This is a genomic window from Cupriavidus sp. BIC8F (genome assembly GCF_032465815.1).
Lineage (GTDB): Bacteria > Pseudomonadota > Gammaproteobacteria > Burkholderiales > Burkholderiaceae > Cupriavidus > Cupriavidus necator.
In genome coordinates this window covers 2985139-3008686 of the sequence record NZ_CP136095.1, presented here as the reverse complement: position 1 = coordinate 3008686, position 23548 = coordinate 2985139, and the positions used below count along the sequence as shown (strand labels likewise).

Sequence of the window (23548 nt, the reverse complement as noted above, 5' to 3'; positions counted from 1 at the left end):
AGCGATGGGGGCGCTGCTCATCGACAGCTTCCTGCATGTTCGTTTGCTCGCCTACCTCAACGCGCTCAGCAACGGCACGACTGCACGGCCATCTAGGCGACTAGCTGCCGGGATGGCTTCCCCCTTCAGCCTGAGCGCTTCGTCGCGGGTGCCGCGGTCAGACCTGCCATGAGCACGTCCAAGAGCCGTTTGGCACTGGCCCCCCAATCAGCCTCCGGGCTAAAGCTGGCGATGCCGGTGATGGCACACAGCAGGTCCAGGGCCTTCACTTCTCCACTAATCTCTCCCGCCTTGACTGCCGCATCCAGCAGGCCCTCCAGGGCCGTCACCAGCGCTTCTCCGGACAACGCGCAGTATTCCTCCCCGCCGTCGGACATGCATGCGAGCACGCCGGCCATGATCTGTTTGTTCTCCAGGGACTGGATGAACGACAACAACCATTCACGCAGGGCCTCGATGGGCGTGTGGCGCTGGCTCAGTTCTACGGCGGCCGCTGTGAGTTGCTCGCCCTGCTCGCGGTAGATCTCGTCGACCAGCATCTCGCGCGTCGGGAAATGCCGATACAGGGTCCCGATGCCCAGGCCCGCCGTGCGCGCGATGTCCTCCAGGCTGGCGGACATGCCCCGTTCGGCAAATGCCACTCGGGCGACGTCCAACAAGCGCTGCCGATTGCGCTCGCCATCAGCGCGGAGTTTGCGCTTCGTAATTTTTTCAGACACTCGATCTCATTCCTGTTGCATTCGGAGGCACCATCCGCTTATTATCCGGAGGCAGCCTCATGTTAAACCCTCCCGTCGGGCTGCGCAATGTGCCTGGAGGGCTTGGTAAGGAACCTCTCATGTCACAGGTATGGTTCATCACCGGCGCGTCGCGCGGACTCGGCCGGGCCATTGCGGGTGCCGCACTCGCGGCGGGTCATTCGGTCGTGGCGACGACGCGCAGCGGTGTGTTCGGCGCGCAGAGCCCCGAGCACGCCAAGCGTCTTCTGGTGCTACCGCTCGATGTCTCGAACCCCGATGAGGCGGCTTACCGGGCCGCGGTCGATGCGGCCGCCGCCAAGTTCGGTCGCATCGACGTCCTTGTCAACAACGCGGGCTATGGCCTGCTGACGTTGTTCGAGGAGACCGAAGAGGCACAACTGCGCGCCGCGTTCGAGACCAATGTGTTCGGGCTCATTCGCGTCACCCGCGCCGTGCTCCCCGTCATGCGCCAGCAGCGCGCCGGACACATCTTCTGCATTTCCTCCCTTGCAGGGTATGTCGGCGGCGCTGCGATGTACTCGACCGCCAAGTTCGCCGTCTCGGGGTTTACGGAATCCCTGGCGTTCGAGTTGAGCTCGTTCGGCATCAAGGTCACGAACGTAGCGCCAGGCTATTTCCGCACGGACTTCCTGGACGGCTCCTCCGTGCAGGCCCATCCCACCCACACGATCGCCGACTATGACGCCCTGCGCGAAGGGTTGGGCGCTTTCGTCCAGCAGGCCAACCACAACCAAATGGGCGACCCTGCAGCGTTGGGTCGGCTGCTGGTCGAGGTCGCGGGCGCGGAGCTACCGCCTGTCCACCTGCCTGTGGGCGCAGACGCCATTGGCGCCATCGAGCAGCGCCAGAGTTCCCTCATGGCCGATCTCGACGCTTGGCGGGACAAGTCGACGGCCACCACGCGCGAGGCCACCCAGTGACGGGTGCCTCAGCAAGGTGGCAGCGGCGCCCCGAGCCGCTCTAATCCTCCTTGGTGGTGTTGGCACAACTGCCGCAGGCGCCTGAAATGAGGCGGCTGCAAGCATTCCGAACCTTGATCCCCTGGTCTTCGACGAGAGAGGCCAGGCCGTTGAACTTGCTCTCGCACTAAAAGGCGTCGTCATGTTGAAGAAATCCACGGGCTTCACCGAAGCCGATGTGCCGGATCAATCCGGCAAATGCTTCGTCGTCACCGGCGCCAATACGGGCATCGGCTTTGAGGTCACGCGGGTCCTGGCGCAGCGTGGCGCGCGCGTGCTTCTCGCCTGCCGGGACGAGGCGAAGGCTCAGGAGGCGATAGCGCGCATCAAGCAAGTCACGCCGCGTGCGGACCTGGCCTTCCTGCCTATCGACTTCGCGGACCTGGCCAGTATCAGGGCCGCGGCCGAGCGCGCGGCCCGTGAGCCGCGCCTGGACGGGCTCATCAACAACGCCGGCGTGATGACGCCGCCGCTGATGCGTACCAAGCAGGGCTTCGAGCTGCAGTTCGGTGTCAATCACCTGGGTTGCTTCGCCCTGACCGCCCTGCTGCTGCCCAAGTTGAGCGGCACGCCGGGCTCGCGGGTCGTCACGACCTCCAGCGTGGCGCACAACGGCGCACAGATCGACTGGGACGATCTCAATGCCGAGAAAAGCTACAACCGAATGAAGCGCTATGCGGCCAGTAAGCTGGCCAATGCGCTGTTCTTCTTCGAGCTGGACAGGCGTCTGCGCGCTGCCGGCTCGCCGGTCACGGCGGTGGGCTGCCACCCGGGGATGGCTTCGACCAACCTGGGGCGTTACATGGGGCCGCTGCAGATACTCAACCCACTCGTCGGGGTCCTGCTCAACAGCGCAGACAAGGGCGCCTGGCCCGCGCTGCAAGGCGCGACCGGCCCCGTGAAGCCCGGCGCCTATTACGGTCCGATCGGTTTTCGCGGGGTGAGAGGTGTTTCGGGCGAAGCGTCTCGATCTGCAGTCGCACAAGACCCCGTGCTTGCGCGTCGCCTTTGGGATCAGTCCATTGCGATGACCGGCATCGATCCAGGCCTGCCATCAGTGAACTGAGCGGAAGTACGCGTTCCCCCGGAGCAGAAAGCCGACGTTCGGTGCCGGTAACAGAGAAATGGCAGGTATATAGCCAACCAGACGCTCAGGGTTGATGGGGCGACAGACCGCTCCGGCCGAATTGCACGCTTAGGCTGTCCAGCAGGTATCCGAGTAAAGCAGTCATCTGAATGGCCGATCCGACTATCTCTGGAAGGGCTGCTGCTGGCCGACAACGGCCATCTGAGGGGGAGCCGATCGTCGCTTCCCGGCCGAGAAGCGACCTCCGTCAGCCGTTGAATGAACCACCAGTCAAAGCCTTGCCAAAGAACGAATCGTCGCCAATTTGTCCACCCTTGAGGATAATTTCCAGTCCGTCCCGCTGCGGCAAACGCGAATAAGCGCGGCAAAGGGGGGCGCCCGGTGCCATGACGGCTTCGGCCGCCAGCGCCGAGATGCCGAGCATGCTGGCCACCTCCCCGGAACTGTCGCCGCCTGCCACAACCACTCGCCTGAGTTCGGTGCGATCAAGCAGGCGTTTCATAACCTCCGCCAGAGTGGGCCCGACCAACCGCGCGGCATCGGCCCGGGTCCGGCCAGCGTCTCGTGCGAGCGCGTCGAAGCCGATGACGGCCGGGTCGTCCGGTCCCATGGCGCTGTAGACGACCGGGCTGATGCCCTGCCGGATGCTGCCGCAGGCCAGCTCGACCACACGCTCGATCTCTGCTTGCGCCGTCTCGGCGCACAAGATCTTCCTGAGGTCCAGGCGTTCGGTGGTAAAGCCATTGCGGGCGGCCCACTCGATCTGTGCGGCCGTCACTGGAGAGCAGCTTCCGCTCACCACAGCGATGACCGATGCGGGGATGGCGGCAGGCAGGCCAGTCTGCTGCGGAATCCAGTCGCGCTGGCGCCAGTACGCGGTCAGTGCATATTGCAATCCGGACGACGAGGCCGTGAATACACCGCTGCCTTTGCCTTCCCAGACCAGCTGGCCCGCCGCGAGCAGGGTTGCATCGTCCAGCACGTCGATCAGCACGACCGGTGCTTCATGATTGTCGTGGGCGGCGGTAGCGGCAACTCGCTCGGATCCCGTCCCCGCTTGTAGCTGCACCATGTCGACCAGCGCAGTCGGGCGCGTCGTCTGCTGGCGCAGGTGCACGCGCAAGTCGGCCTCGGCCATCGGCGTGACAGGGTGACGCGACATAGTCGGATGGCGGTCGAGCCGATAGCCATCGCCGTCGATGGCGGCAAACAGGTTGCCGAACAACTGATAGCGTTTCAACCGCGGCGCTCCAACCACCATCGGTACCCATCGACCGCCGGCTGTCTGTACGCCCAGATCGATGGCCTTGCCGATCGAGCCGATGGTTGGCGAGGAATCGAAGGTCGAGCAGATCTTGTACTGCAGAACCGGCGCCCCAAGCTGCTTCAGGCTGGCGAAGGCCTTCGGCAATTCTGTTTCCATCCACTCGGGACTACGCCCGCGCGCGGAACCGGCAAGGCCGATGCAGCGCACCTCAGGGAAGCGCTCCAGCAGTTCGGCGGTGGGCGGCTCCAGGCACAGCACGGTCGGAATGCCAGCCGCTGCCATGACTTCCATGGCATCGGTGGAGCCGGTGAAGTCGTCCCCATAGTAGGTCAGCAGCAGACCTGGAGGCAGGCTGGCGGTTGTGGACGCGTTCATCGCCAGAACTCCAGGGCCTGGCGCAACGCGCTGCTGGTGGCCGCATGCCGGGCCAGCGGTGTCTCGTTGACCGCGGCGACCCACGCTTCGCGTAAGGCTTCAACCCCTGCGGAAACGCCTGCCGGATGGCCGAAGATGCCGCCGCCCGCAGTGTGGATCAGGTCTGTCGTCCCCAGGGCCCGGTAGGTGTCCTCGGCCTGCAGGCCGGTCTGGCCCGAGCTGAAGACCGGCAGGGCCGGCATGGCTGCCTCGGGCATGACTGGCGCGAGCACCGCTTTTGCCGCGGCGATGACGCTTTCGTCCGCTTCGCTGAACTTGTTGCGCAAGCCGTTCACGTGCAGATGGTCGGCGCCGGCGAGCCGCCAGATCTTCTGCCACGGGGCATAGTCCCAGCCGAGCGCGGGACTGCGCGACAGGTAGCCCCAACCCGCCCGGTGGGCATGAATGGGCAGTTGGCTGTGCCGGCGCAGCTCCTGCAGCCCGATGATGCCAATCGAGTTGAGGCAGACCATGACACACGTTCCGCCTTGTGCCAGCACATGGTCGTGCCGGCGCTTCATCTGGTCCAGGTCACCGGTCAGGTTGAACGCGACCATCGCCTTGCGGCCGCTGCGCTGCGCTTCCTCGTTGACCACGCGCATGACCGCGGTCACGCGCTCGTCGAAGGGGCAGAAGCTGCCATCCGACTGCAGTTCATCGTCCTTGATGAAGTCGATGCCACCGGCCACCAGTTCCCGGACCTGCTGCGCCGTCTGCTCGACGGAGAGCCCGACACTCGGCTTGATGATGGTGCCGATCAGCGGACCGGTCGAGACACCGGCGAGCTTCCGTGTGCCATCGATGCCGAAGGCCGGCCCCTGGTACGCCCGGGCAAACGAAGCCGGCAGTTGCAGGTCGGTGATGCGCAGTCCGCTGACCTGCCGGAGCTCGAAGAGATTGCCCGCGATGGTGGACATCAGGTTTGGCAGCGACGGGCCGAGATTCTCGAGCGGCCACGAGATCTGCAGCGCGCAGCGGTGATAAACATCGGAGGGCATGCCGCCTGGCAAGCTCGGCTTGTCGACCGTCTCCAGGACTTCGAGGCGCTCGACGCGCGCTCCCGAGCGCTTTTTGAGTTCGGGCGTCTCGTTCGGCAACGCGATGAAGGTGCCGCTCGACTGCTCACCGGCGATGACCTCGGCCGCGCGCCGGGGGTCGTCGCCGGTTTCCAGCCAGTAGCTGGCGTAGATTCGTTCGCTCACTGCTTGCTCCTGCTCTTGCTCTTGGTTCCTGCTGCCGGTCGGCCTGGCAGCACTGCTCGCTTTGGTTGGCCGTGGGGTCAGGTAATGCGACGGATGCTCTCGGCAATCTCTTCGCGGTCGAAGACCTTGATCCAGTCGTCGCGCATCAGGCGCGGTTTGCCAAACTCGATGGCCTTGTTGCAGGCATCGGAGAAGGCGCCGGGGATTTCGTTAAAGATGACCGCGCCGAGGATGTTCATGTGACCGAGCAGGAAGTCGCGCGCCGCTTCCTTCGGCACGCCGCGGCGCACGGTTTCGTCCATCGCTTCGCGCATCACTTGGAGCAGCGTGGCGCAGATCGTCTCCGACAGGCCCGGCTCCAGCAATGCCATCTGGTCGACGGTCAGGCGATAGGAGCGGAGAATCGGGGCATAGATCACTTTCGCCACGGCTTCCCCAAGGTCGAATGCTTCCTCGGGGCCCTGCATCAGCGCGCTGGTGATCGACTGCTTCGCGGTACCGCCGCCGAAATAATCGCGGCGCGCCTCGGGGTCGGTCTCGTCGTTGAAGATCAACGGGTGGCAGGGGTGGGCGACGAAATAGGTCAGGTCCGGCCGGTCGGGCAGGTGGCCCGCGAACGGGGCGGCGGCATCGAGCGTCATGACCATGGTGCCGGGCCTCAGTTGCGGGGCGATCTGGGCCGCGATCTTGCCGATGATGGTATCGGGCACGGCCAGGATCACCACATCGACATTGTCCAGTGCAGCTCCGGTGCTCACGCATTCGACGCCGAGTTCGTCCTTCAGGCGCTTCTTGCCGACCTCGCTCACCTCAACGTGGCTGACGCGATAATCCGACTTGAGCAGGTTCTTGGCCAGGCGTACGCCCATCTTGCCGCCGGCGCCAAACAGGGCGATCTTCTCTTTCATGCTGGTTCTCCAGTTGGGCAGGCATCGCGATACCGATGCACTGCGAGTTCATTTCAGGTTGGCCTTCGGTTCCAGCATGCCGTTTCGCTCTGGCGCGGCCTGCTTCTCCCAGGCGGAGATGGCAAAGACGAGCACCGCGGAAAGCAGCATGAAGCCGCCGACGATGAACATGGGCACTTGGTAGGAGCCCGTCGCGTCCTTGACCGTGCCGGTCACGAACGGGGCGGCGAAGCCGGCAAAGTTGCCGATGGTGTTGATGAGCGCAATACCTGCTGCGGCGCCGGCACCAGAAAGGAAGCGAGCCGGGATCGACCAGAAGTTGGGCAGGGCGGCGAAAATGGCGCAGGCCGTCACGGTGATCACAGCCACAGTCGCGGCAGGTGATTGCATGTACAGCGCCACGGGGATGCTGAGGGCGCCGATCAGCGCGGGCACGCCCACATGCCACGGCCGCACGCCACGCCGGGTCGCATCGCGGCTCCACAGGAACAGTGCGAGCGCCGCCGGGAGATAGGGGATGGCGGTGATCCAGCCCTTCTGGAAGACGTCGAACTTGGTGCCGTATTGCGCTTCGAAGCCGCCGATGATGGTGGGCAGGAAGAACGCCAGGGCATAAAGCCCGTAGATCAGGCCGAAATAGGTCAGCGCCAGGACCCAGACGCGGCCGTCGCGCAACGCCTGGCCAGCCATGCGGCCATGCGAGTGGGGCTTGGTCGTTTCTTCCTTGTCCAGTTCAGCGCTGAGCCAGTCGCGCTCGGCCGCGGTCAGCCATTTGGCATGTGCGGGCTTGTCGGCCAGGTAGAACCACGTGATCACGCCAATCACGATCGCCGGCACCGCCACACCGAAGAACATGATGCGCCAGCCCGCCAGCCCGAACAGGCCGTGCGCCTCGATCAGCAGCGCGGCAACGGGCGCGCCGATGACGATGGTGAGGGGCTGCGCCAGGTAGAACAGCGCCAGCACGTGGCAGCGATGGCGCGCCGGCACCCACATGCTCAGGAAGAGAATGGCGCCGGGAAAGAACCCGGCCTCCGCCACGCCCAGCAGGAAACGCAGCAGGTACAGGCCTTCGATGCTGCTGACCCAGGTGAACAGGATGGCGACGATGCCCCAGGTCACCATGATGCGCGCCAGCCAGCGGCGGGCGCCGTATTTGTGCAGCGCGAGGTTGCTGGGAATTTCCAGCAGGATGTATCCGACGAAGAACACCCCAGCAGCAAAGCCGAACTGCGCGGCGGTCAGGCCCAGGTCCTTCGTCATGCCGTTGGGGCCGGCAAATGAGATAGCGGTCCGGTCCAGGAAGTTGATGAAGAACATCAACGCAATGAACGGTACGAGCCGAAGCGATACCTTGCGAATCGCGGACCGCTCGACGGCGGTGGTTCCAGTGTTTTCCACGTTGTCTCCTGTAGGTCGGACGCAGGCACGGTCGCCGGCGACGTCTCGATGCAGTCTTCTGCTGCTGTCATGGTGTAATGGTATGATGAGTACACCATCACGCCAAGTAGCATTTCGTTGGGGTTTACGCGAGACGCAAGGATGGGGCGAGAAGAGCGCTTAAGGAAGGCGGCGAAACGCCAGGACCGGTATTGGCGGGAACCAACCCGAGGGACATGGCAGGCCGGCTTCAACAAGCCGGCCTGAACTGGCGAACGCTGTCACCAGGTGATGGAAGATGAATGCGGCGGCTACGAGATATCCGCCGCTTCGCCCTTCAGGGTCCGGTACAGCGCGTTGGCACGCGTGAGGTGCTCGCGCATGGCGCGCGCAGCCGCATCGCCATCATGGGCGGCCACTGCATCAATGACGCGTTGGTGTTCCGCGAGCGTCAGTTCCTCGGCGCCGGGGGCTCGCACGATGCCCCGGTAGTATTCGCGCGCCCACTCGAACAGGGCCTGGACGATGGCCGGGAAGATGGGATTTCCGCTGATGCGTGCCAGTTCACAGTGGAAGGCCATGTCGCGCGTCAGGAAAAGCGCCGAGTCGTCCCGGGCCTGGCGCTGTTCTTCCAGGCGAGCTTGCAGGCGTTCGATGTCGTCAGGGGTCGCATTGGCGGCGGCGAGTTGTGCCATCCCGCATTCTAGGAACACGCGCGCGCCTTTCAGGTGCTCCAGCGAGTCCGGGTCAGAGCGCAGCAGGTGTTGTGCACCGGCTCCGATCTGCTGGATCAGGCGTTGCGGGGTAGGGATGACGACACGCGCGCGCTCGCCATGCGCAATTTCAATGATCCCGGCGCGTTCCAGCGCCTGGAGCGCCTCGCGGATGGCGGGACGACCCACACCGTAGTACTCCATGAGATCGCGCTCGGCGGGAAGCTGCTCGCCTGGGGCAATCTCGCCGTTGCGGATGCGCTCGGTGAGCCTGTCCAGCACGTCTTCAAATAGCCGGCGTCGTTGAATGGGTTCGCTTGTTGCCATGTCCAACTGATCTTGATGTCATCAGACCATATGATGGCATGAACAGCGGAATGGATCTGCTGTCTGTCTGTTGTCGGCGACGATTTCCTCAGGCATCAAGACGATGCCCATATCGAGCGTTGCCAGGCGGCGGCCTGGACGCCTAACAATGCTGGGCACACCTCGCCATGGCGCCAAGCAGATTTACCATCGGCCGCCGGTGCTCGTCCCATTCCGTAAGCCGGCGATCATGATGTCAACAAGACGTTTCGCGCTCACCTCCCCATCGAGGTCAGCTCCGAAGCTTGCAATGCCAGCGACAGCGCACAACAGGTCGATCGGCTCGACTGCGAGCACAATCTCGCCGCTCTGTTTTGCTCGCGCGATCAGCGTTGCCAACGCATTATCGAGTACATCACCGGATAACATGCACAGCCTGTCGCTGCCGCCCGTCATGTAGTTGAGCACGCCCGCCTGGATCTGTTTGTTGGCCATGTAGTCGACGAACAGTAACAGCCATTGCCGCATCGCCCGTCGCCTACCCTCGACTCGAGTGTCAGGGAGTTCGCCCCCGCTTTGGCGCAGTCTTCACGCCCACTAGGCGAGCCGTTAGGGGAGGGCCGCCGGGAGATGCTTCGAGGGTATTTCAGCGGTTTGGTCTGGCACCTCAAACAGTTGCAATGGAGGCCGGCGCCGAGCCGTTGCATCGACAGATCAAGTCCACCTGGCCGCCGATGTCGCGGAATTGCGCCGCCGCTTCCCCGAAACCCGCGCGCTGTACCGCGAGGTCTGCGGCCTGCGGTTCTTCCGTTACGGCGTCACGCCCACCGCCAACAAGCTCTACAGCCTAGTGCGCAAGGGCAGCATGGGCACGCCGGCGGAAGTGCTGCAGGGGTGCAGGAACTGCGCGGGCGTACGCGCGTCACCATCGAACACCGGGACCTGCCGGAGCCGCTCAAGCAGATCGCCGCCGAGGCGGTCCGGACGATCTGGCAGGCCGCGAACGAGGCGGCCCCGGCGAGTTGGCCACGTTGCGCGCCGAGGCGCGCGAAGCGGCCAGCGCCGCCGAGGCCGAGCGCGATGCGGCGCGCGCCGAGACCGCGGTCGCGCGCGGAAGCGGCGGCGATCGCGGCCAAACTGGCCGAGGCGGGCAGGGCGCTCGCGGAAAACCAGGTAGCGCTGACTGCCGAGCGGCAGGCGCACGCCGCGACTCAGGCGCGACTCGACGCTGGGCGGGCGGAACTGGAGGCCGCGGGCCGCCAGCTGGCCGAACTGTGTACCCAATTCTCGACGGAGCTGGCGCGCGCGCGCAGGCCGTCATTGCCCGGAAATGGGCTGAGGACAGCGAGCGGCGCGCGCAGAACTGGACGCGGAGCGCACCGCCCGCCAGCAGAGCGAGCGCACGGCCGAAGAGCTGCGCGGCGAACCGGCGACCGCGCGGAGCGAGGCGCGCGATGCGGCGGTGGCGCAGGCCGAGGCCCGCGCCTGGCTCGAAGCGCTGGCCGCGGTGCTGATCGACCGGCTCGCAACCGCCGGGCAGGCACAGCGCCAGTCAGCCAGCAACCTGGAGGGGGCGGAGTTGGCCGCGGCTCAGCGCCGGGCCGAGCGGGCCGAAGGCGAAGCGGCGCTGGCGCGCCAGCTGCTGGCAGAATTGCGGGTGGCGCCACCCGGACGCGACGGTGGTGGCGAGCGGCGGCGCAAGGACGGTGGCCCGGCGCCGAGCGCGAAGGAAGAACAGAGTGATGGACGGGATGCGACTGATGCGTCCCTCACCCCCAAATGACCGCGACCAAGGCAACGATGACAAAGAAAAGTGAGCGGGCGGACGCGATCCGCTGGATCCAGGCCCAGATGGTCGACTACGGGCTGACCATGGAAGAACTGGAGGCGGCGGGGTGATTTGATCCGCCGCCTCCACCGCCGCCAGTCCCGCGCCCGGTCTGCTACCGCAATGCCGCGGGGCTGAGTTGGGACGGGCAGGGCGAGATGCCCGACTGGCTGCGGCGCGCGGTCAATGCGGGGCAGACGTTGGAGTTTTTCCGAGTCGAATAGGGACAATCCATCATGAAGCCTCGCGTCGCAACTAGACTGGTGCAAACACACCTTTCTCTGCGCGACTGCGCGAAATCCGGGGCCAATTCCCCGATCCATCCGCGTGATGAAGCGGCAACTGTGGGAGCAACCGTTCCAGTCATTGGCCGAAGCCACGCAGATCGCCAATGCCGAGATGTTCGAAAGTATCCGGAGCGAGGACTTTACGGAGGGGGTTGCGCATTTCATCGAGCGCAGGCCGGCCAGATTTTCCGGCCAGTGACCGATAATCTGTCCGCAATGGATGCAGCGTAGGAGATGGCCTTCAACGTGCAACTGCGCGCCGTTTAATTCTGACCTGCGCGTTTTTCGGGCCCGGCTCAGCGCCGGGATCCGTTTGGTCTACCGGGTCGCCGTGGTGTCGGCGACAGGCATATGGGTCCCGACCTGATCGAGCACCACTTCCGGTTCATCGGCCTCAACGTCCGACTCATTATCAAGCCTGCGGCGCATCCGTTCGATATCGAGGTCGCCGGTCCATTTCGCCACCACCACCGTGGCCACGCCGTTGCCAATCAGGTTGGTCAGGGCGCGCGCTTCTGACATAAAACGGTCAATGCCGAGGATCAGGGCAAGCCCCGCCACCGGAACATGCCCCACCGCCGAAAGCGTAGCTGCAAGCACAATGAAGCCACTCCCGGTGACGCCCGCGGCGCCCTTTGAGGTTAGCAGCAGCACGGCGAGCAGGGTGATTTGCTGCGTCAGGCTCATGTCGGTGTTGGTTGCCTGGGCGATGAACACCGCCGCCATGGTCAGGTAGATGGATGTGCCATCCAGGTTGAAGGAGTAGCCGGTCGGGATCACCAGTCCGACGACAGACTTTCTGGCGCCCAGGTTTTCCAGCTTGGCCATCATCCGCGGCAGTACGGACTCGGATGACGACGTGCCCAGCACGATCAGCAGTTCCTCTTTGATGTACTTGATGAACTTCCAGATCGAGAAGCCATGCAGCCGCGCGATGGTGCCCAGCACGACAAAGATGAACACCAGGCAGGTGGCGTAGAAGGTCGCCATCAGTTGGCCGAGCTGCAGCAGCGAGCTCACGCCGTACTTGCCGATCGTGAAAGCCATGGCGCCAAAGGCGCCAATCGGCGCGACCTTCATGATGTACCCCACGATGGTGAACAGCACGTGGGAAAACTTCTCGATAAAGTCGAACACCAGCGTGCCGCGGCCACCGAACTTGTGCAGCGCGAAGCCGAACATGACTGCGAACAGCAGCACCTGCAGGATCTCGCCTTTGGCAAAGGCATCCACCACCGTGTTCGGGATCACGTGCAGCAGGAAGTCGACCGTGCCTTGCATCTTGCCGGGCTCGGTATAGGCGGCGATGCCTTTCGTATCGAGGGTGGATACGTCGACGTTCATGCCGGCGCCGGGTTTGACGATGTTGATGATCAACAGGCCAACCAATAGCGCAATGCTGCTCACGACCTCAAAGTACAGCAGCGCCAGCCCGCCGGTCTTGCCGACTTTTTTCATGTCTTCCATGCCGGCGATGCCCACCACGACCGTGCAGAAGATGATCGGCGCAATGATCATCTTGATCAGTTTGATGAAGCCATCCCCCAACGGCTTCATCGCCTCGCCGGCCTGCGGATAAAAGTGGCCAAGGAGGACACCGAGGACAATGGCGGTGATAACCTGCGCGTAGAGGGATTTATAGAACGGCTTCGAATGATCGCCTGTTTCCATCATCGTCTCCATTGCTGGTTCACCGCTGGCGACCGGATTCCCGGTCGAGTCACCCGTATGTATATGCCTGAGCATGCTGCGCGCTGGCATCGGCCCTCGCGACCGTCGTCATGTTGGCGATGCGACGAACGGTCGACGACGCTGTCAGTATATGCACGGGATGCACGGCGCCAAGAAGTATGCTGCTCAAACGCGACACCGCGGAAGGGGAAACAGCAGAATCGAGAAGCTCGACAATTCGGTTAACTAACTGAAACACTCCGCTGAAAAAAGTGAACTTCGCACCCCCCTCACTGTTACGGCTTGGCCCAGTGGCCGACCGGGCTTTTGGGCGCCTGCCTGTTTGTGATGCGGATCGCAGGCACCAATGTGGACTGGAAACGCTCCACGTTGCGGAAATGAATGCTGGCCTGGTATCGGTTCTGAAAATCACTTCGCCGGCCACGCGTTGGCGACGTTGAATGGCGCAACGCGTGGCAAGCGGGACGACTGACACGCTTCCAACTATCCTGTTTCCCAGGGTAACCACTATTCCGGCTGGATTCCCGCTTCCTTGATGACTTTCCCCCACTTTGCCAGGTCAGACTTGATCAACGCCGCGTATTCCTGTGACGTGCCGCCCTTGACCTCGATCCCTGCCGCTTCCAGCTTGGCGCGCACCTCGGGTAATTTCAGCGCAGCATTGATCTCGGCATTGAGCTTGGCAATGATCTCCTTGGGCGTTCCCGCGGGGGCCAGGAAGCCGCCATTGGTATTGGCGTCATAGCCTTTGAGGCCTTGCTCTTCAGCAGTTGGCACATTGGGCAGAGCCTTGGAGCGGCTGTGGGTGGATACCGCGATGGCGCGGACGTTGCCGGATTTGACCTGCTCCTGGATGGCGCTGATGGTGTCGATGTAGAGCGTGGTCCGTCCGGCGATCAGGTCGGGATGGGCGGCGGACGACCCCTTGTAGGGCACCAGCAGCACGGGCGCCCTGCTTAGCATGCGGAACATTTCGGCGGCCATTTCCTGCGCGCTGCCACGGCCTGAAGTGGCAACCTTGGACTCGCCCGGATTGGCCTTCATCCAGGTGACAAGCTCAGGTACCGTCTTGATTGGGAGTCTCGGGTAGACCGCAAACACGAGCGGGATCTCATGAGTGTAGACGATGGGCTCGAAGCTCTTCTGCGGATCCCACCCCAGGTTCCTGAAGAGGAATTTGTTGATGTTGTGGCTGCCGCCCACGATGCCGATGGTGTATCCATCGGGCTTGGCGTTGGCCAGCACCGCGGTGCCCAGGTTGTTAGACGCGCCCGGACGGTTCTCGACGATGAACGGTTGGCCAAGCCTGACTGAAAGCTTTTCGCCGACGACCCTGGCGATCAGGTCGATGCCACCCCCCGCCGGCGCGGGGACGATGATGGTGACGGGTCGCGTCGGGTAATTCTGTGCCGATGCCAGGCCGGGTGCGATGAGCAGCGCGGCGGGGACGACCAATGTCTTGATCAGGGTAATGAACTGCATCGTTGTCTCCGTTTGTTTCTGGTTAACTCGTGTCAACTCTCGTGATGCACGCCTTTGCCATCAGTGCAAGGGTGCCGATCAATGTCAGCCGCGCCCGACGAATGGCATGGCACTGGCCATGACGGTCATGGTCAGCACGTTGGCGTCCAGTGGCAGGGAGGCCATATGACGCACGGCATTGGCGACGTGGCTGGCGTCCATCATGGGCTCGGGTGCGATCGTTCCGTTGGCCTGCAAGACGCCTCGCGTCATGCGCTCGGACAGGTCGGTCAACGCGTTGCCGATGTCGATCTGGCTCGCAACGATGTTGAAGGCGCGCCCGTCCAGTGCCAGTGCCTTGGTGAGGCCCGTGACGGCGTGCTTGCTGGCGGTGTAAGGCGCCGTGTAGGGACGCGGCGCATGCGCCGAGATGGAGCCGTTGTTGATGATGCGCCCGCCCTGCGGCGATTGACGGCGCATGAGTCCGAAGGCCGCACGCGCGCAGAGATAGACGCCGGTGACGTTGGTGTTGATGACGTTGAACCAGTTGTCCAGCGGCAGCTCGTCCATCGGCATAGCCGGTGCATTGACACCCGCGTTATTGAAAAGCAAGTCCAGTCGCCCGAACTCGCGTTCGATCGCGTCGAACAAGGCCTGCACGCGTTGCGGGTCGGTCACGTCTGCAGGCATGGCCACCGCGGTCTGTCCGCGCGCGGCGGCTTCGGCGGCCAGCGCTTGCAAGGGAGCGCCGCGACGGCCGGCCAGCACGACCGTCCAGCCGTCGTCGAGCAAGCCGATCGCGGTAAGGCGGCCTACGCCGCTGCCAGCACCCGTAACGAGGGCGATCTTTCGGGAAGCGTTCAAGGACGGTCTCCTGCAATGAGGTGGAAACGAAAATCAGATGAGGAACTGCGCCGCGCGGCCGCAGACGGGGAGGGCAGGCGTGGCCATGGTGGGAAAACGAAGCTGGTCATTTCTGGTGTCAGTGATTGACCCAGCGCTCAGGTGGTCAGGCTCATGATGGGGCGGCTGCCGGCCAGCGCCTGGGCGACGCTGTCGAGCACCATCTGCGCCATGGCGGTACGGGTTTCCCAGGTGGCGCTGGCGCGGTGAGCCTGCAGCGTCGTGCGATCGGACTGGCGTAGCGTCAGTGGAACGCGAGGCTCATCTACGAATACGTCCAGCGCGGCGCCCGCGATCCGGCCGGCGGCGATGGCTTCGGCGAGATCAGCCTCGTTGACCAGTCGGCCACGTGCCACGTTGACGAGATAGCCGCGGGGGCCGAGTGCAGCCAGCACCGCGGCATCGACGATGCCCTCGGCCTTGTCGGCAGCCGCGCACAGCACCAGTGCATCGCTGTCGTGCGCGAGCTGGCGCAGTTCTGCCACGAACTCATGTGTCACGTCGTCCATGCTGTGCAGGTCGGTATAGCGGATGAGACAGCCAAAGGCAGCGGCCCGCGTTGCGACCGCACGGCCGACTCGCCCCATGCCTACGATACCGACGTGCATGCCGCTGAATCGCCGGGCGAGGGGGATGGCGCTGGGCTGGGGGTGCAGCTCCCATTGGCCGTCGCGCACAAAGCGGTCGCCGGCGCAGATATTGCGGCAGGCCGCGATCAGCAGGCCGATGGCCAGGTCTGCCACGTCTTCGGTCAGCGCACCCAGGGTGGCGGTGACGGGCAGGGCGCGTTCACGGCAGTAGGCAAGATCCACCGCATCCGTCCCGACGCCGTTGACGGCCACCACCTTCAGCGCCGGCAACTGTTCCAGCATCGCCCGCGAGATCCCGGTGTGCCCACCGGTAATGACGGCCTCGATGGCCGCGCCATGCTGCCGCAGCCAGGCGCCCTGGTCCGTAATCTCGAAGAATTTGTGAACCTGATAGCGTGTGGCGAGTTCGTCATTGGCCACCGGGATCAGGATGGGATTGAGTTGCAGGATCTGTGGCTTCATCTCTGGATGCAGTCAGGTTGTGAAAGGTTGACTGCATGGTAGGTATAAGTTGATTGGCTAGGCAATCTTGATATATAAAATCAATATAAATTTGCTCCACCACTCATCATGGGATCCTGGATATCGATGGAGGAGGCGTGCAAACGCCTTGGCGTCAGGCCGCAGACGATCTATGCCTACGTCAGCCGCGGCAAGCTGGAAGTCACATCAGATCCGGCGGACACGCGCCGCAGCCTGTATCGGGCCGAAGATGTGGCGAACCTCGCCAGGCGCAAGCAGGCCGGGCGCAAGTTTGAGACGCTCGCGACCAATACGCTGTTCGGGGCGGAGCCGAGCATCCCCACTGCGCTCTCCACGTTTGTGCGGGAGCGGCTGTACTACCGCGGTCAGGACGCGGTGATGCTGGCTGGCTCGGCGAGCCTGGAAGACGTTGCGCGCTTGCTCTGGAATGCCGAGCAACCCGTCGACTTTTCATCGACTGCCCGTTGCGGGAAGCCCGGACGTGTTGCGGCGTTCAGGGCGTTGGCCGAGCTGGCCGCCACGGGCCACTCCACCCATGGGCGCATGATCCGCGTGTTGCACTACGAATGCCAAAGCCTGGTGGGCCAGTTGGCCAATAGCTTCGGTGCGCATGCGGGACAACAGCCGTTGCACTTGCGCTTTGCGCAAGGGTGGAAGCAATCCCCGCAGGTGGCGGATCTCCTGCGTACCGCAATGGTGCTTCTGGTCGACCACGAGTTGACGAGCTCCGCCTTTGCCGCGCGCATTGCCGCGTCCACCGGGGCATCCCTGCCGGCCTGCCTCCTGTCCGGCTTGACCACACTGTCCGGTCCGTTGCATGGCGACGCCTCAGGCCGCGTGAAGGCGCTATTCAATGAACTGGACCGACAGGGCGAGGATCAAGTGATCGCCCACCATCTGTCCGCTGGCTTGCCCTTGGCTGGCTTTGGGCATCACCTCTATCCCGGAGGCGATCCGCGCGCGGCCGCGCTGTTGGCCCTGTTCGACCCCCCCGAAGTCATCGCCCGTTTTATCGAGAAGGCGACCCGCCTGACCGGCTTGCAACCCAATATCGATGTTGCCCTGGCGGCCCTGGTTACCCACTACGGGCTACCTGACGACGCAGCCTTTGGGATGTTCGCCACGGCACGGAGCATCGGCCTGTTGGCGCATAGCCTGGAGCAACTGGGTGTGGGGCAAGTAATACGTCCGAGAGGACGTTATGTCGGGAAAACGCCTGAAAGAGCGGCCGAAGGCTGACTCGCGACCGCGCCGGGCCGCCTCACTCACGAACCACCGGGGGCGAAAGCCTGGCCGCGTTCGACGCTGTCGGCCAGCGCGCGCAACAAGGCCGCGCCATCGCCGCGCCAGGCACTGCCGTGCATGCAGGCGAGCGTTGTGGGCTGCAATGCAGCGAGACGCTCCAGCATTGCACGGGCGTTCCTGGTGTGCGAGAAGTAGTCCATCTTGCGACGGAACGCCTCGCTCGGCTCGAGGATGTCACTCTCGGTAAGCAGCGGGGGGTGCGAGCCGCCCTGGGTAAACAAGTCCCAACAGAGCAGCGTCGCCGACGTCCATGAGGAACCCGCACTCCCATGCATGCGGTAGATGCGGTGTATCTAGCCAGCGCACCCGGTGCTGCCCGAGCGAGATCGTCTCGCCATCATCCAGCGCGCGAGGTGGGCGGTCGGCAGGGGTCATGGCTGCGATCTGGCCGCACAGTAACTCCGCTCGCGGCGCGGCCGCGAGAAACTCATGAGCGCGCCGCACTCATCAGCCTCGAAATGCGAGAAACCGACATAGCGCAGATGACCGATTGGCATGATCCGCTCGACGGCTTCGCTGACGACCGGAAACAGCCGGCGCAGACCGGTATGAAATAGCAGCGGCTCGTCGTCGTCGATCAGGTACTGGTTGAAAGAGAATCCACCAGCCCCGGGGATCTGGACAGGAGTGGAGATGCGATAGATGCGGTCCGCAATCTACGTCTGTCAGGTCGCTCGGATATCGCTTTGTCTTGGCCGCCATTCTTGCCTGCCGTTCTCGATGTTCTTTTTTCCACATCCGAACGTTAGATCACATCTGCGACGATTTTTCAAACGGGCTCTAAGGACTGACAGGTGGCACAGCGTGGCGCCTGCAGCGGCGCGCGCTGGCCACGGCATCACCGCATCCGCCGCCGCGCAGAAAGCAGAGTCTACCTTTCAGCTTAGCTGCTTAGAGCAACAGCCGGTGCAGCAGATCAGTGCCTAGCTGCACGAGTTGCCTCGCCATGTCGGCAATGCTCAAATCCATGCCCATTGCTTTTCCCGAGACATAAATGACAGCCGCCAGCGCAGCCAAGACCAGAAAACTCACCTTCAGATTGTCACTCACAAAGCCTCCTCGCTATATGTCGACTTGGGTCCGCATTCCCGCGGGGCATAGCCGCAGCGAGCAGCGGCGTTTAATAATTCGGACCCGACCCGTTTCTTTTTAGAAACATTGACACACCACAATGCGCCAATTCTGTTCGGCATCGCTCACACCGTTTTTCCATGCGTTTCCGCCACCCGAACGAAAGCCTGAATAGGCTGCAGCCGGCGCTGGTTTATCCACGCCGATCCGATCCTCTTCATGGCGATGAGCAGAATATTGCCGGCCTGATCTTTGGCGCAGACCTTGGTCCAATCGAGGCAGTCGCGAATGATGCGGTCTGACCGTGCAGGCAGCGAACCTTTTGTGGCGTTGCCCAAGGAAAGCCTTCGGACTGCGGAAAGAGTCTGATGGCTCTGTTGCATAGCAAACGTTTCAATCTCGCCAGGGGACGTTTCTTCAATGAAACTTATGTCTAGGTTGGCGCGATTGGGAAGGATCTGCCATGCGCACTTTTGTCCCTGGGCTTGGCGCGCCAGCTGTCTGCTGTGGCTGATGGTGACGCCCGAAGTATGGGTGCCGTGGCTGGAACGGGCACAAATTCTTGAAGAGGTGGTCGCCCTTGGGGTGGGTGGCCAAATGTATACCGGCATACTTCGCTCTCCTTGCGCTGGGCGCCTGGTTAGGGCATGAGGCAAGCGCCAGAATTCAGCGTTGTCCTCAGTTGAACACTGACAACATGTTGCAATGCGCTAGCCTGGCCGTCAGGCCGGTGGGGCAGTCGACCGGGGGGTCATATTGTGGGCACAATCGCAACCGTTCCTTGCGTACTATGCGCTGCACTGGCGCGACGCTGGCTTGACCCCAACGATCGTCTGCGTGGTGCCCGTATGTACCGCTGCGCTGCCTGTGGCGGGCGATTCACAGTCACTGGCGATGCTTTAGGTCCCATCGAGCAGGGGCAATGGGATGCTGCTGAACTGCTGGCTGCGGTCAGGCAGCATATCGCTGCGGGCGCCTTACCTCGTATCGAGAATGTTGAAGGCAAACCATGTGTGATTGAGGTCGGCCGTCAGACATCCTGATCTCCGTGCAACGAAGTAGGCGACTGCGTCGGCGCCGCGGAGCATCGGCTGCAGCCGGCCAGCGTGGGTATGGGCATGGTGCCATCCCGCCCGCTACCTTCAGGCTGTCGCGCATGCTGGTCATAATGGCCCAACCAAACGGGGCAACAAAAACCGGCAAACCAATGCGTCGCGCAACACCTATGCCGACGACTACAAGCATGGCAATCGCGGCAAGCACAAGGGCCACAAGGAGCATCGGATCGCGCAGCGGCCGGCGGCGCAGCGGGTTCGGCGCTGGGCGACACAAATTTCACACCACTGAAACCGGGGGGAATCATGGGTGAGGGGAATCCGTACGGGCGGTACGAGTCAGTTGGTCTTGCGCTATGCGGGGCGCCGGCACCAGAGGTAGGGCGTGTATCAATGCCATGGCGGCGGGCACAGGAAATCAAGACGATACCCACCACGCATCCCAACACTTCCGACCTGTATGTCATGGCTGGCCGCTGGGAGCCGCCTGCTGCGATGAACCAGGTGCCGGGTGCGGACGATCCGATGCTGGGCAGCCTAATGTTGCTGAACCGGGCCTTGCACCGGCCCGTTCCGTCTGAAGTTCTGCTAGAAGGGCTGCCACTGGAGGGGCAGCGTCTGACGTTGCCGCTGCTCTCGGCCGTGGCGGCGCGCGCCGGCTTGTCGACCTGGCTGGTGGAGCGGGACCTCGACGAGATCCCGGACACCTCCGTGCCGGCCATCCTGTTGTTAGGCAAGAGCAGACCTTGCGTACTGCTGCAGCGCTGTGAGCACGGACGGTTTCTCGTCGCACTGTCAGGTTGGGGCGGCGGAGAGCAGGAAGTTAGTCGTGACGAACTGCTGGACCAGTACAGCGGATATGCAGTCTTTGCGCAGCCCGCGCCACAAGCGGAAGTGTTGGCCGATGCGGAGCGCGCGCAGCCGTGCCGCTCGCCCGGCGCCGCGATGCGACCATCATGGTGGCTCCAATGGGAGCGGCTGGTTGCCTCGGTGACCGCTATAGTCACGGGGAGCCCATTGCTTCGGGCTTTGTCGAGTCGGCCGTCAACCAGGTGACCAGCAAGCAGTTAGTCAAACGGCAACAGATGGCCTGGCGGCTGCGGCACGCGCACGCACTTCTAAATATCCGGACTACTGTGCTCAACAAGCTCTGGTCGTACATTGAACGATGGTATCCCTCCTCGCCGGCGAAGGAGGCAACCGCCTTGCCGCTTTAGTCAGCCCCCGTTTTTGTGCGGTCTCCAAGTAAGGCCAACGAGACGGGCCGGGAGGAAGTGGTAACCCGATATGGGATCGACAAGCTCGCCTCCAAATCATCCATATGGCTCATTCCACGCCTTAGTCTGAGGTTCCCCCGGAATTTCGCCTTCCAGTAGGTCGTGTGTAAACTCGACCCAAAGGAAGGAAAGAAAAGATGTTCAAGATCCCAAAACAAGCGTACACGGCGGAGTTCAAGACAGGGGCCGTGCAGCGGGTGAAAGACGGGCAAGGGTTGGGCGCCGTGGCCCGCGGGTTGGGCATGTCGGAGCAGACGCCGCGCAATTGGATCAAGGCCGCAGAGGCCGGTAAGCTGGGAGGCGCAGGGGCGAAGGTGGTGACGCCGGAACAGATGGAGCTGTCGCGCCTCAGAGCTGAGAACAAGCGCCTGCAGATGGAACTTGAAATCGCAAAAAAAGCGGCGGCGTTCTTCGCGAAGGACCTCCTGTGAAGTTCGCCTGGATTGAATCGCAGCGTCGACACTATCCGTTGTCGGCGCTGTGCGAGGTCCTGTCTGTCAGTCTGAACGGCTATCGGGCATGGAAGCGCGGCGGCACGCTGCAGCGCCGGCGCCTGAGTGACGGGCAGTTGCTGGCGTTGATCCGGACCATTCACGCAGAGGTCAAGTGCGCCTATGGCTCGCCGCGCATGACGGCGGAAATCCGCTCGCGCAGCTTACCGGCCAGCAAGAACCGGGTTGAGCGGCTCATGCGCGACAACGGTATCCGGGCCCGTCACAAACGGCGCTACAGGGTGACGACGGACTCGAAGCACAAGCTGCCGGTTGCAGAAAGTCTGCTGGCACGCAACTTCACGCCGACGGCGCCGAGCCAGGTGTTCACCTCGGACATCACGTACATCTGGACCGACGAAGGCTGGCTGAATCTGGCGGTCCTGCTGGACCTCTTCAACCGGGAAGTCGTCGGTTGGTCGATTAAGCCGCGCATGACGGCGGACATCGTGACCGACGCGCTGACGATGGCGCGGTTCCGACGCAGGCCGGGACTGCCTTCAAGCGGCTGATGAGCTGCTCAATGCGGCACTTTTGTGCTCCGCACGTTGCGCCTCCGTCTCATTGCCGCTAACCTCCGCAGTCCGTCTCACGCTTGGGAGAAAGCGCGATGGATCACTGGCGGTTGGCCTATCTTGGAATGCGGCAGATCCCGCGCGAACTGAGCGAGTTCGAGCTCGCCACGTTCTTCGCCATCAGGAATCACATGGTCCCGGAACTCAAGGACGCGGCGGTCGACCTGATGGTGCTGCTACGCGATGTCAACACCGAGCCTTAGTGCCCTAGTGCTGAGGCCGTGGGTGCGGCCGCACCCACAGTGCGGCAACATAGTCATGCGGCGACGGTCCGCAAGTGCGGCACGCCCAGCAGGAAGCTCTGCATGCCCACGCAGCTGACGATCTGCATCACCTGCAGGACTTGCGCCGGCGTCGCGCCGTAGCGCAGCGCGTTGCGCCAGGATGACGTGGAGACTGTAGAGCGTCTCGACGCCAGGTGTCTACGCGGTCAGGAATTCGTCCCGGAATTTGAATGGCATGAAGCCATGGCGGAGCGGGACGTTCCTGCTGGATCCAATGGCCCGCGTCCGGCACCAGTGTCTTGCGTGTGAGCCGCGGTACGTGTATCGCCAGCGTGTCGAACTCGTTAGCTGCCATCTGGATGACGCCGTCGAGCGCGCCCGCCACAAACATTGCGATACCAGTTGATCGGGCCGCTCCAGGCTGCGATATAGGCCGAGTTCGCTCGAATAACTTCCTTCGCGTTGCAGTTATACAGGTGCCGGCGCGCAGTGGCGGACGCCCGAAGCAGAATCTCCATGAACCGGAAGGCAGCGCGGCAGCTCGGCGCTGCTGGGTGCTGTAAAGCTCCGGAAGGCATATCAGCAATGCTGGCCCTCGGCATCACGTCCCGGTGCTGCGCTTGCGCATCCCGGCCGGCAACTCACTCAATGATTCCTGACGGAGACTCATCATGATTTCCCATCTTTCGATAAAGCCCACCCGGCTGCCACGCCCGCGCCTTGCAAGCCAGCTTCTCATGCTGGCTGCAGTTGCCTTGGCAGCCGGCTGCGCGAGCCCGAAATGGCAATCTGTGGCGCCAGGCGCCAGCGAGGCAGAGCTTCAGGCCCGGCTGGGTCCGCCGCGCGAGATCTATCAATTTCCCGATGGCGCGCGACGCTGGCTCTATCCCGCGCCGGGCGAGACCAGATGGGCCGCCGACATCGGTCCCGACGGGCAGGTCGTCAGCGTCCGGCAGATGCTGAGCGCAGAGGAGTTCGGCCGGGCCAGGATCGGCGAATGGACCACGCGCGATGTCCTGACTCGCTTTGGGAAGCCTGCTGAGATCAGTCGCTTTCCGCGCATGCACCGCGAGGTCTGGGGCTACCGGTTCGCGCAAGATGGCATGGAGTACGCGACGATGAACTTCTACTTTGATCCGGCTGGCGTCCTGCGCCTCACCCAGGTGATTCCGGATTTCCTGACGGTGTCATAGACGACGCCCACGCGCGCCATGGGCTCGTCCTGGCGCTGTACTCCGGCCCCGTATACCCCATGGCGTCGCGTTCTATTCCCGGAACGAACTTCGAAAAATATTCGCAGCGCCGGGAA

Annotated in this window: 20 protein-coding genes and 6 pseudogenes; 11 read left to right on the top strand and 15 right to left on the bottom strand. The window is 63.5% G+C overall.

Annotated elements, in window-relative coordinates; translation table 11 throughout:
* Window positions 1-125 precede the first annotated feature (125 nt).
* Window positions 126-719 (bottom strand): TetR/AcrR family transcriptional regulator, encoded by a 594-nt coding sequence (locus RS901_RS34090; RefSeq protein WP_316155034.1) that lies wholly within the window; start codon window positions 717-719, stop codon window positions 126-128.
* 119 nt (window positions 720-838) lie between these two features.
* On the opposite strand from RS901_RS34090, the gene RS901_RS34085 reads away from it, so the two are divergent.
* Together RS901_RS34085 and RS901_RS34080 are read left to right on the top strand one after the other, a co-directional pair.
* Window positions 839-1681: an SDR family NAD(P)-dependent oxidoreductase gene (locus RS901_RS34085; protein ID WP_316155033.1), complete on the top strand. Its 843-nt coding sequence runs from the start codon at window positions 839-841 to the stop codon at window positions 1679-1681.
* Window positions 1682-1862: 181 nt separating this feature from the next.
* A complete protein-coding gene (locus RS901_RS34080) occupies window positions 1863-2786 on the top strand; it encodes an oxidoreductase (protein ID WP_316155032.1) in 924 nt (307 codons plus the stop codon).
* A 268-nt stretch (window positions 2787-3054) separates the two neighbouring features.
* Here the strand turns inward: RS901_RS34080 and oiaK are convergent, their stop codons facing one another.
* The 6 genes from oiaK to RS901_RS34050 form a co-directional block, all read right to left on the bottom strand.
* The gene (gene oiaK, locus RS901_RS34075; RefSeq protein WP_316155031.1) at window positions 3055-4449 is read right to left on the bottom strand and encodes a 3-oxo-isoapionate kinase OiaK; all 1395 of its coding nucleotides are present in this window, start codon (window positions 4447-4449) and stop codon (window positions 3055-3057) included.
* Window positions 4446-5690: a ribulose-bisphosphate carboxylase large subunit family protein gene (locus tag RS901_RS34070; RefSeq protein ID WP_316155030.1), complete on the bottom strand. Its 1245-nt coding sequence runs from the start codon at window positions 5688-5690 to the stop codon at window positions 4446-4448. The genes oiaK and RS901_RS34070 overlap by 4 nt, the downstream gene beginning before the upstream one ends.
* Before the next feature lie 77 nt (window positions 5691-5767).
* Window positions 5768-6598, bottom strand: a complete 831-nt coding sequence (gene apnO, locus RS901_RS34065) for a D-apionate oxidoisomerase (protein ID WP_316155029.1) — start codon at window positions 6596-6598, stop codon at window positions 5768-5770.
* A 48-nt stretch (window positions 6599-6646) separates the two neighbouring features.
* Window positions 6647-7918: an MFS transporter gene (locus RS901_RS34060; RefSeq protein ID WP_316157357.1), complete on the bottom strand. Its 1272-nt coding sequence runs from the start codon at window positions 7916-7918 to the stop codon at window positions 6647-6649.
* 371 nt (window positions 7919-8289) lie between these two features.
* A complete protein-coding gene (locus RS901_RS34055) occupies window positions 8290-9018 on the bottom strand; it encodes a transcriptional regulator NanR (protein WP_316155028.1) in 729 nt (242 codons plus the stop codon).
* 183 nt (window positions 9019-9201) lie between these two features.
* A complete protein-coding gene (locus tag RS901_RS34050) occupies window positions 9202-9525 on the bottom strand; it encodes a hypothetical protein (protein WP_316155027.1) in 324 nt (107 codons plus the stop codon).
* A 196-nt stretch (window positions 9526-9721) separates the two neighbouring features.
* Between RS901_RS34050 and RS901_RS34045 the strand changes: the two are divergent.
* The 3 genes and pseudogenes from RS901_RS34045 to RS901_RS34035 all read left to right on the top strand — a co-directional run bounded on the left by RS901_RS34045 (window position 9722) and on the right by RS901_RS34035 (window position 11311).
* A pseudogene (locus tag RS901_RS34045) lies at window positions 9722-10780 on the top strand (DNA-binding protein).
* A 17-nt stretch (window positions 10781-10797) separates the two neighbouring features.
* A pseudogene (locus RS901_RS34040) lies at window positions 10798-11049 on the top strand (H-NS family nucleoid-associated regulatory protein).
* Between the two features lie 103 nt (window positions 11050-11152).
* Window positions 11153-11311, top strand: coding sequence for a hypothetical protein (locus tag RS901_RS34035; RefSeq protein ID WP_316155026.1), 159 nt, complete (start codon window positions 11153-11155; stop codon window positions 11309-11311).
* A 119-nt stretch (window positions 11312-11430) separates the two neighbouring features.
* On the opposite strand, the gene RS901_RS34030 is transcribed toward RS901_RS34035, so the two are convergent.
* The 4 genes from RS901_RS34030 to RS901_RS34015 all read right to left on the bottom strand — a co-directional run bounded on the left by RS901_RS34030 (window position 11431) and on the right by RS901_RS34015 (window position 16220).
* Window positions 11431-12783 (bottom strand): dicarboxylate/amino acid:cation symporter, encoded by a 1353-nt coding sequence (locus RS901_RS34030; protein WP_316157356.1) that lies wholly within the window; start codon window positions 12781-12783, stop codon window positions 11431-11433.
* A 528-nt stretch (window positions 12784-13311) separates the two neighbouring features.
* Window positions 13312-14286 (bottom strand): tripartite tricarboxylate transporter substrate binding protein, encoded by a 975-nt coding sequence (locus RS901_RS34025; RefSeq protein WP_316155025.1) that lies wholly within the window; start codon window positions 14284-14286, stop codon window positions 13312-13314.
* 84 nt (window positions 14287-14370) lie between these two features.
* Window positions 14371-15129, bottom strand: coding sequence for an SDR family oxidoreductase (locus RS901_RS34020; RefSeq protein WP_316155024.1), 759 nt, complete (start codon window positions 15127-15129; stop codon window positions 14371-14373).
* A 137-nt stretch (window positions 15130-15266) separates the two neighbouring features.
* Window positions 15267-16220, bottom strand: a complete 954-nt coding sequence (locus RS901_RS34015; RefSeq protein ID WP_316155023.1) for a 2-hydroxyacid dehydrogenase — start codon at window positions 16218-16220, stop codon at window positions 15267-15269.
* A 108-nt stretch (window positions 16221-16328) separates the two neighbouring features.
* On the opposite strand from RS901_RS34015, the gene RS901_RS34010 reads away from it, so the two are divergent.
* On the top strand, window positions 16329-17480 hold the full coding sequence (locus tag RS901_RS34010; RefSeq protein ID WP_316155022.1) for a citrate synthase family protein: 1152 nt from the start codon (window positions 16329-16331) through the stop codon (window positions 17478-17480).
* 26 nt (window positions 17481-17506) lie between these two features.
* Here the strand turns inward: RS901_RS34010 and RS901_RS34005 are convergent.
* The 4 genes and pseudogenes from RS901_RS34005 to RS901_RS33990 all read right to left on the bottom strand — a co-directional run bounded on the left by RS901_RS34005 (window position 17507) and on the right by RS901_RS33990 (window position 19228).
* A pseudogene (locus RS901_RS34005) lies at window positions 17507-18202 on the bottom strand (MBL fold metallo-hydrolase).
* A pseudogene (locus RS901_RS34000) lies at window positions 18201-18284 on the bottom strand (IS5/IS1182 family transposase); the annotation flags it as partial. The pseudogenes RS901_RS34005 and RS901_RS34000, both read right to left, overlap by 2 nt.
* 153 nt (window positions 18285-18437) lie before the next feature.
* Window positions 18438-18596 carry a hypothetical protein gene (locus tag RS901_RS33995; RefSeq protein WP_316155021.1) on the bottom strand — a complete coding sequence of 53 codons (159 nt, stop codon included), beginning with the start codon at window positions 18594-18596 and terminating at the stop codon, window positions 18438-18440.
* A gap of 146 nt (window positions 18597-18742) precedes the next feature.
* Window positions 18743-19228: a hypothetical protein gene (locus tag RS901_RS33990; RefSeq protein ID WP_316155020.1), complete on the bottom strand. Its 486-nt coding sequence runs from the start codon at window positions 19226-19228 to the stop codon at window positions 18743-18745.
* A gap of 837 nt (window positions 19229-20065) precedes the next feature.
* Between RS901_RS33990 and RS901_RS33985 the strand changes: the two genes are divergently transcribed.
* From RS901_RS33985 to RS901_RS33965, 5 genes and pseudogenes are all read left to right on the top strand, one after another.
* Complete coding sequence (locus RS901_RS33985; RefSeq protein ID WP_316155019.1) at window positions 20066-20728, top strand: peptidase; 663 nt, start codon at window positions 20066-20068, stop codon at window positions 20726-20728.
* A pseudogene (locus RS901_RS33980) lies at window positions 20662-20889 on the top strand (ISKra4-like element ISBte1 family transposase); the annotation flags it as partial. The gene RS901_RS33985 and the pseudogene RS901_RS33980, both read left to right, overlap by 67 nt.
* A gap of 197 nt (window positions 20890-21086) precedes the next feature.
* Window positions 21087-21931, top strand: a pseudogene (locus RS901_RS33975) (IS3 family transposase); the annotation flags it as partial.
* A gap of 134 nt (window positions 21932-22065) precedes the next feature.
* Window positions 22066-22218 carry a hypothetical protein gene (locus RS901_RS33970; protein ID WP_316155018.1) on the top strand — a complete coding sequence of 51 codons (153 nt, stop codon included), beginning with the start codon at window positions 22066-22068 and terminating at the stop codon, window positions 22216-22218.
* Between the two features lie 692 nt (window positions 22219-22910).
* Entirely contained in the window at window positions 22911-23432 is a 522-nt protein-coding gene (locus tag RS901_RS33965) for a dethiobiotin synthetase (protein WP_316155017.1), read from the top strand.
* Window positions 23433-23548: the final 116 nt, after the last annotated feature.

What these genes read in the sequence shown, in the direction of transcription:
- RS901_RS34085 (WP_316155033.1), top strand. Translation starts at nt 839, where the DNA reads ATGTCACAGGTATGGTTCATCACCGGCGCGTCGCGCGGACTCGGCCGG.
- RS901_RS34015 (WP_316155023.1), bottom strand. Translation starts at nt 16,220, where the DNA reads ATGAAGCCACAGATCCTGCAACTCAATCCCATCCTGATCCCGGTGGCC.
- RS901_RS34025 (WP_316155025.1), bottom strand. Translation starts at nt 14,286, where the DNA reads ATGCAGTTCATTACCCTGATCAAGACATTGGTCGTCCCCGCCGCGCTG.
- RS901_RS34030 (WP_316157356.1), bottom strand. Translation starts at nt 12,783, where the DNA reads ATGGAAACAGGCGATCATTCGAAGCCGTTCTATAAATCCCTCTACGCG.
- RS901_RS34055 (WP_316155028.1), bottom strand. Translation starts at nt 9,018, where the DNA reads ATGGCAACAAGCGAACCCATTCAACGACGCCGGCTATTTGAAGACGTG.
- RS901_RS34050 (WP_316155027.1), bottom strand. Translation starts at nt 9,525, where the DNA reads ATGCGGCAATGGCTGTTACTGTTCGTCGACTACATGGCCAACAAACAG.
- apnO (WP_316155029.1), bottom strand. Translation starts at nt 6,598, where the DNA reads ATGAAAGAGAAGATCGCCCTGTTTGGCGCCGGCGGCAAGATGGGCGTA.
- RS901_RS34060 (WP_316157357.1), bottom strand. Translation starts at nt 7,918, where the DNA reads ATGTTCTTCATCAACTTCCTGGACCGGACCGCTATCTCATTTGCCGGC.
- RS901_RS33985 (WP_316155019.1), top strand. Translation starts at nt 20,066, where the DNA reads ATGCCATGGCGGCGGGCACAGGAAATCAAGACGATACCCACCACGCAT.
- RS901_RS34010 (WP_316155022.1), top strand. Translation starts at nt 16,329, where the DNA reads ATGGGATCCTGGATATCGATGGAGGAGGCGTGCAAACGCCTTGGCGTC.
- RS901_RS34080 (WP_316155032.1), top strand. Translation starts at nt 1,863, where the DNA reads ATGTTGAAGAAATCCACGGGCTTCACCGAAGCCGATGTGCCGGATCAA.
- RS901_RS33965 (WP_316155017.1), top strand. Translation starts at nt 22,911, where the DNA reads ATGATTTCCCATCTTTCGATAAAGCCCACCCGGCTGCCACGCCCGCGC.
- oiaK (WP_316155031.1), bottom strand. Translation starts at nt 4,449, where the DNA reads ATGAACGCGTCCACAACCGCCAGCCTGCCTCCAGGTCTGCTGCTGACC.
- RS901_RS33990 (WP_316155020.1), bottom strand. Translation starts at nt 19,228, where the DNA reads ATGCCGGTATACATTTGGCCACCCACCCCAAGGGCGACCACCTCTTCA.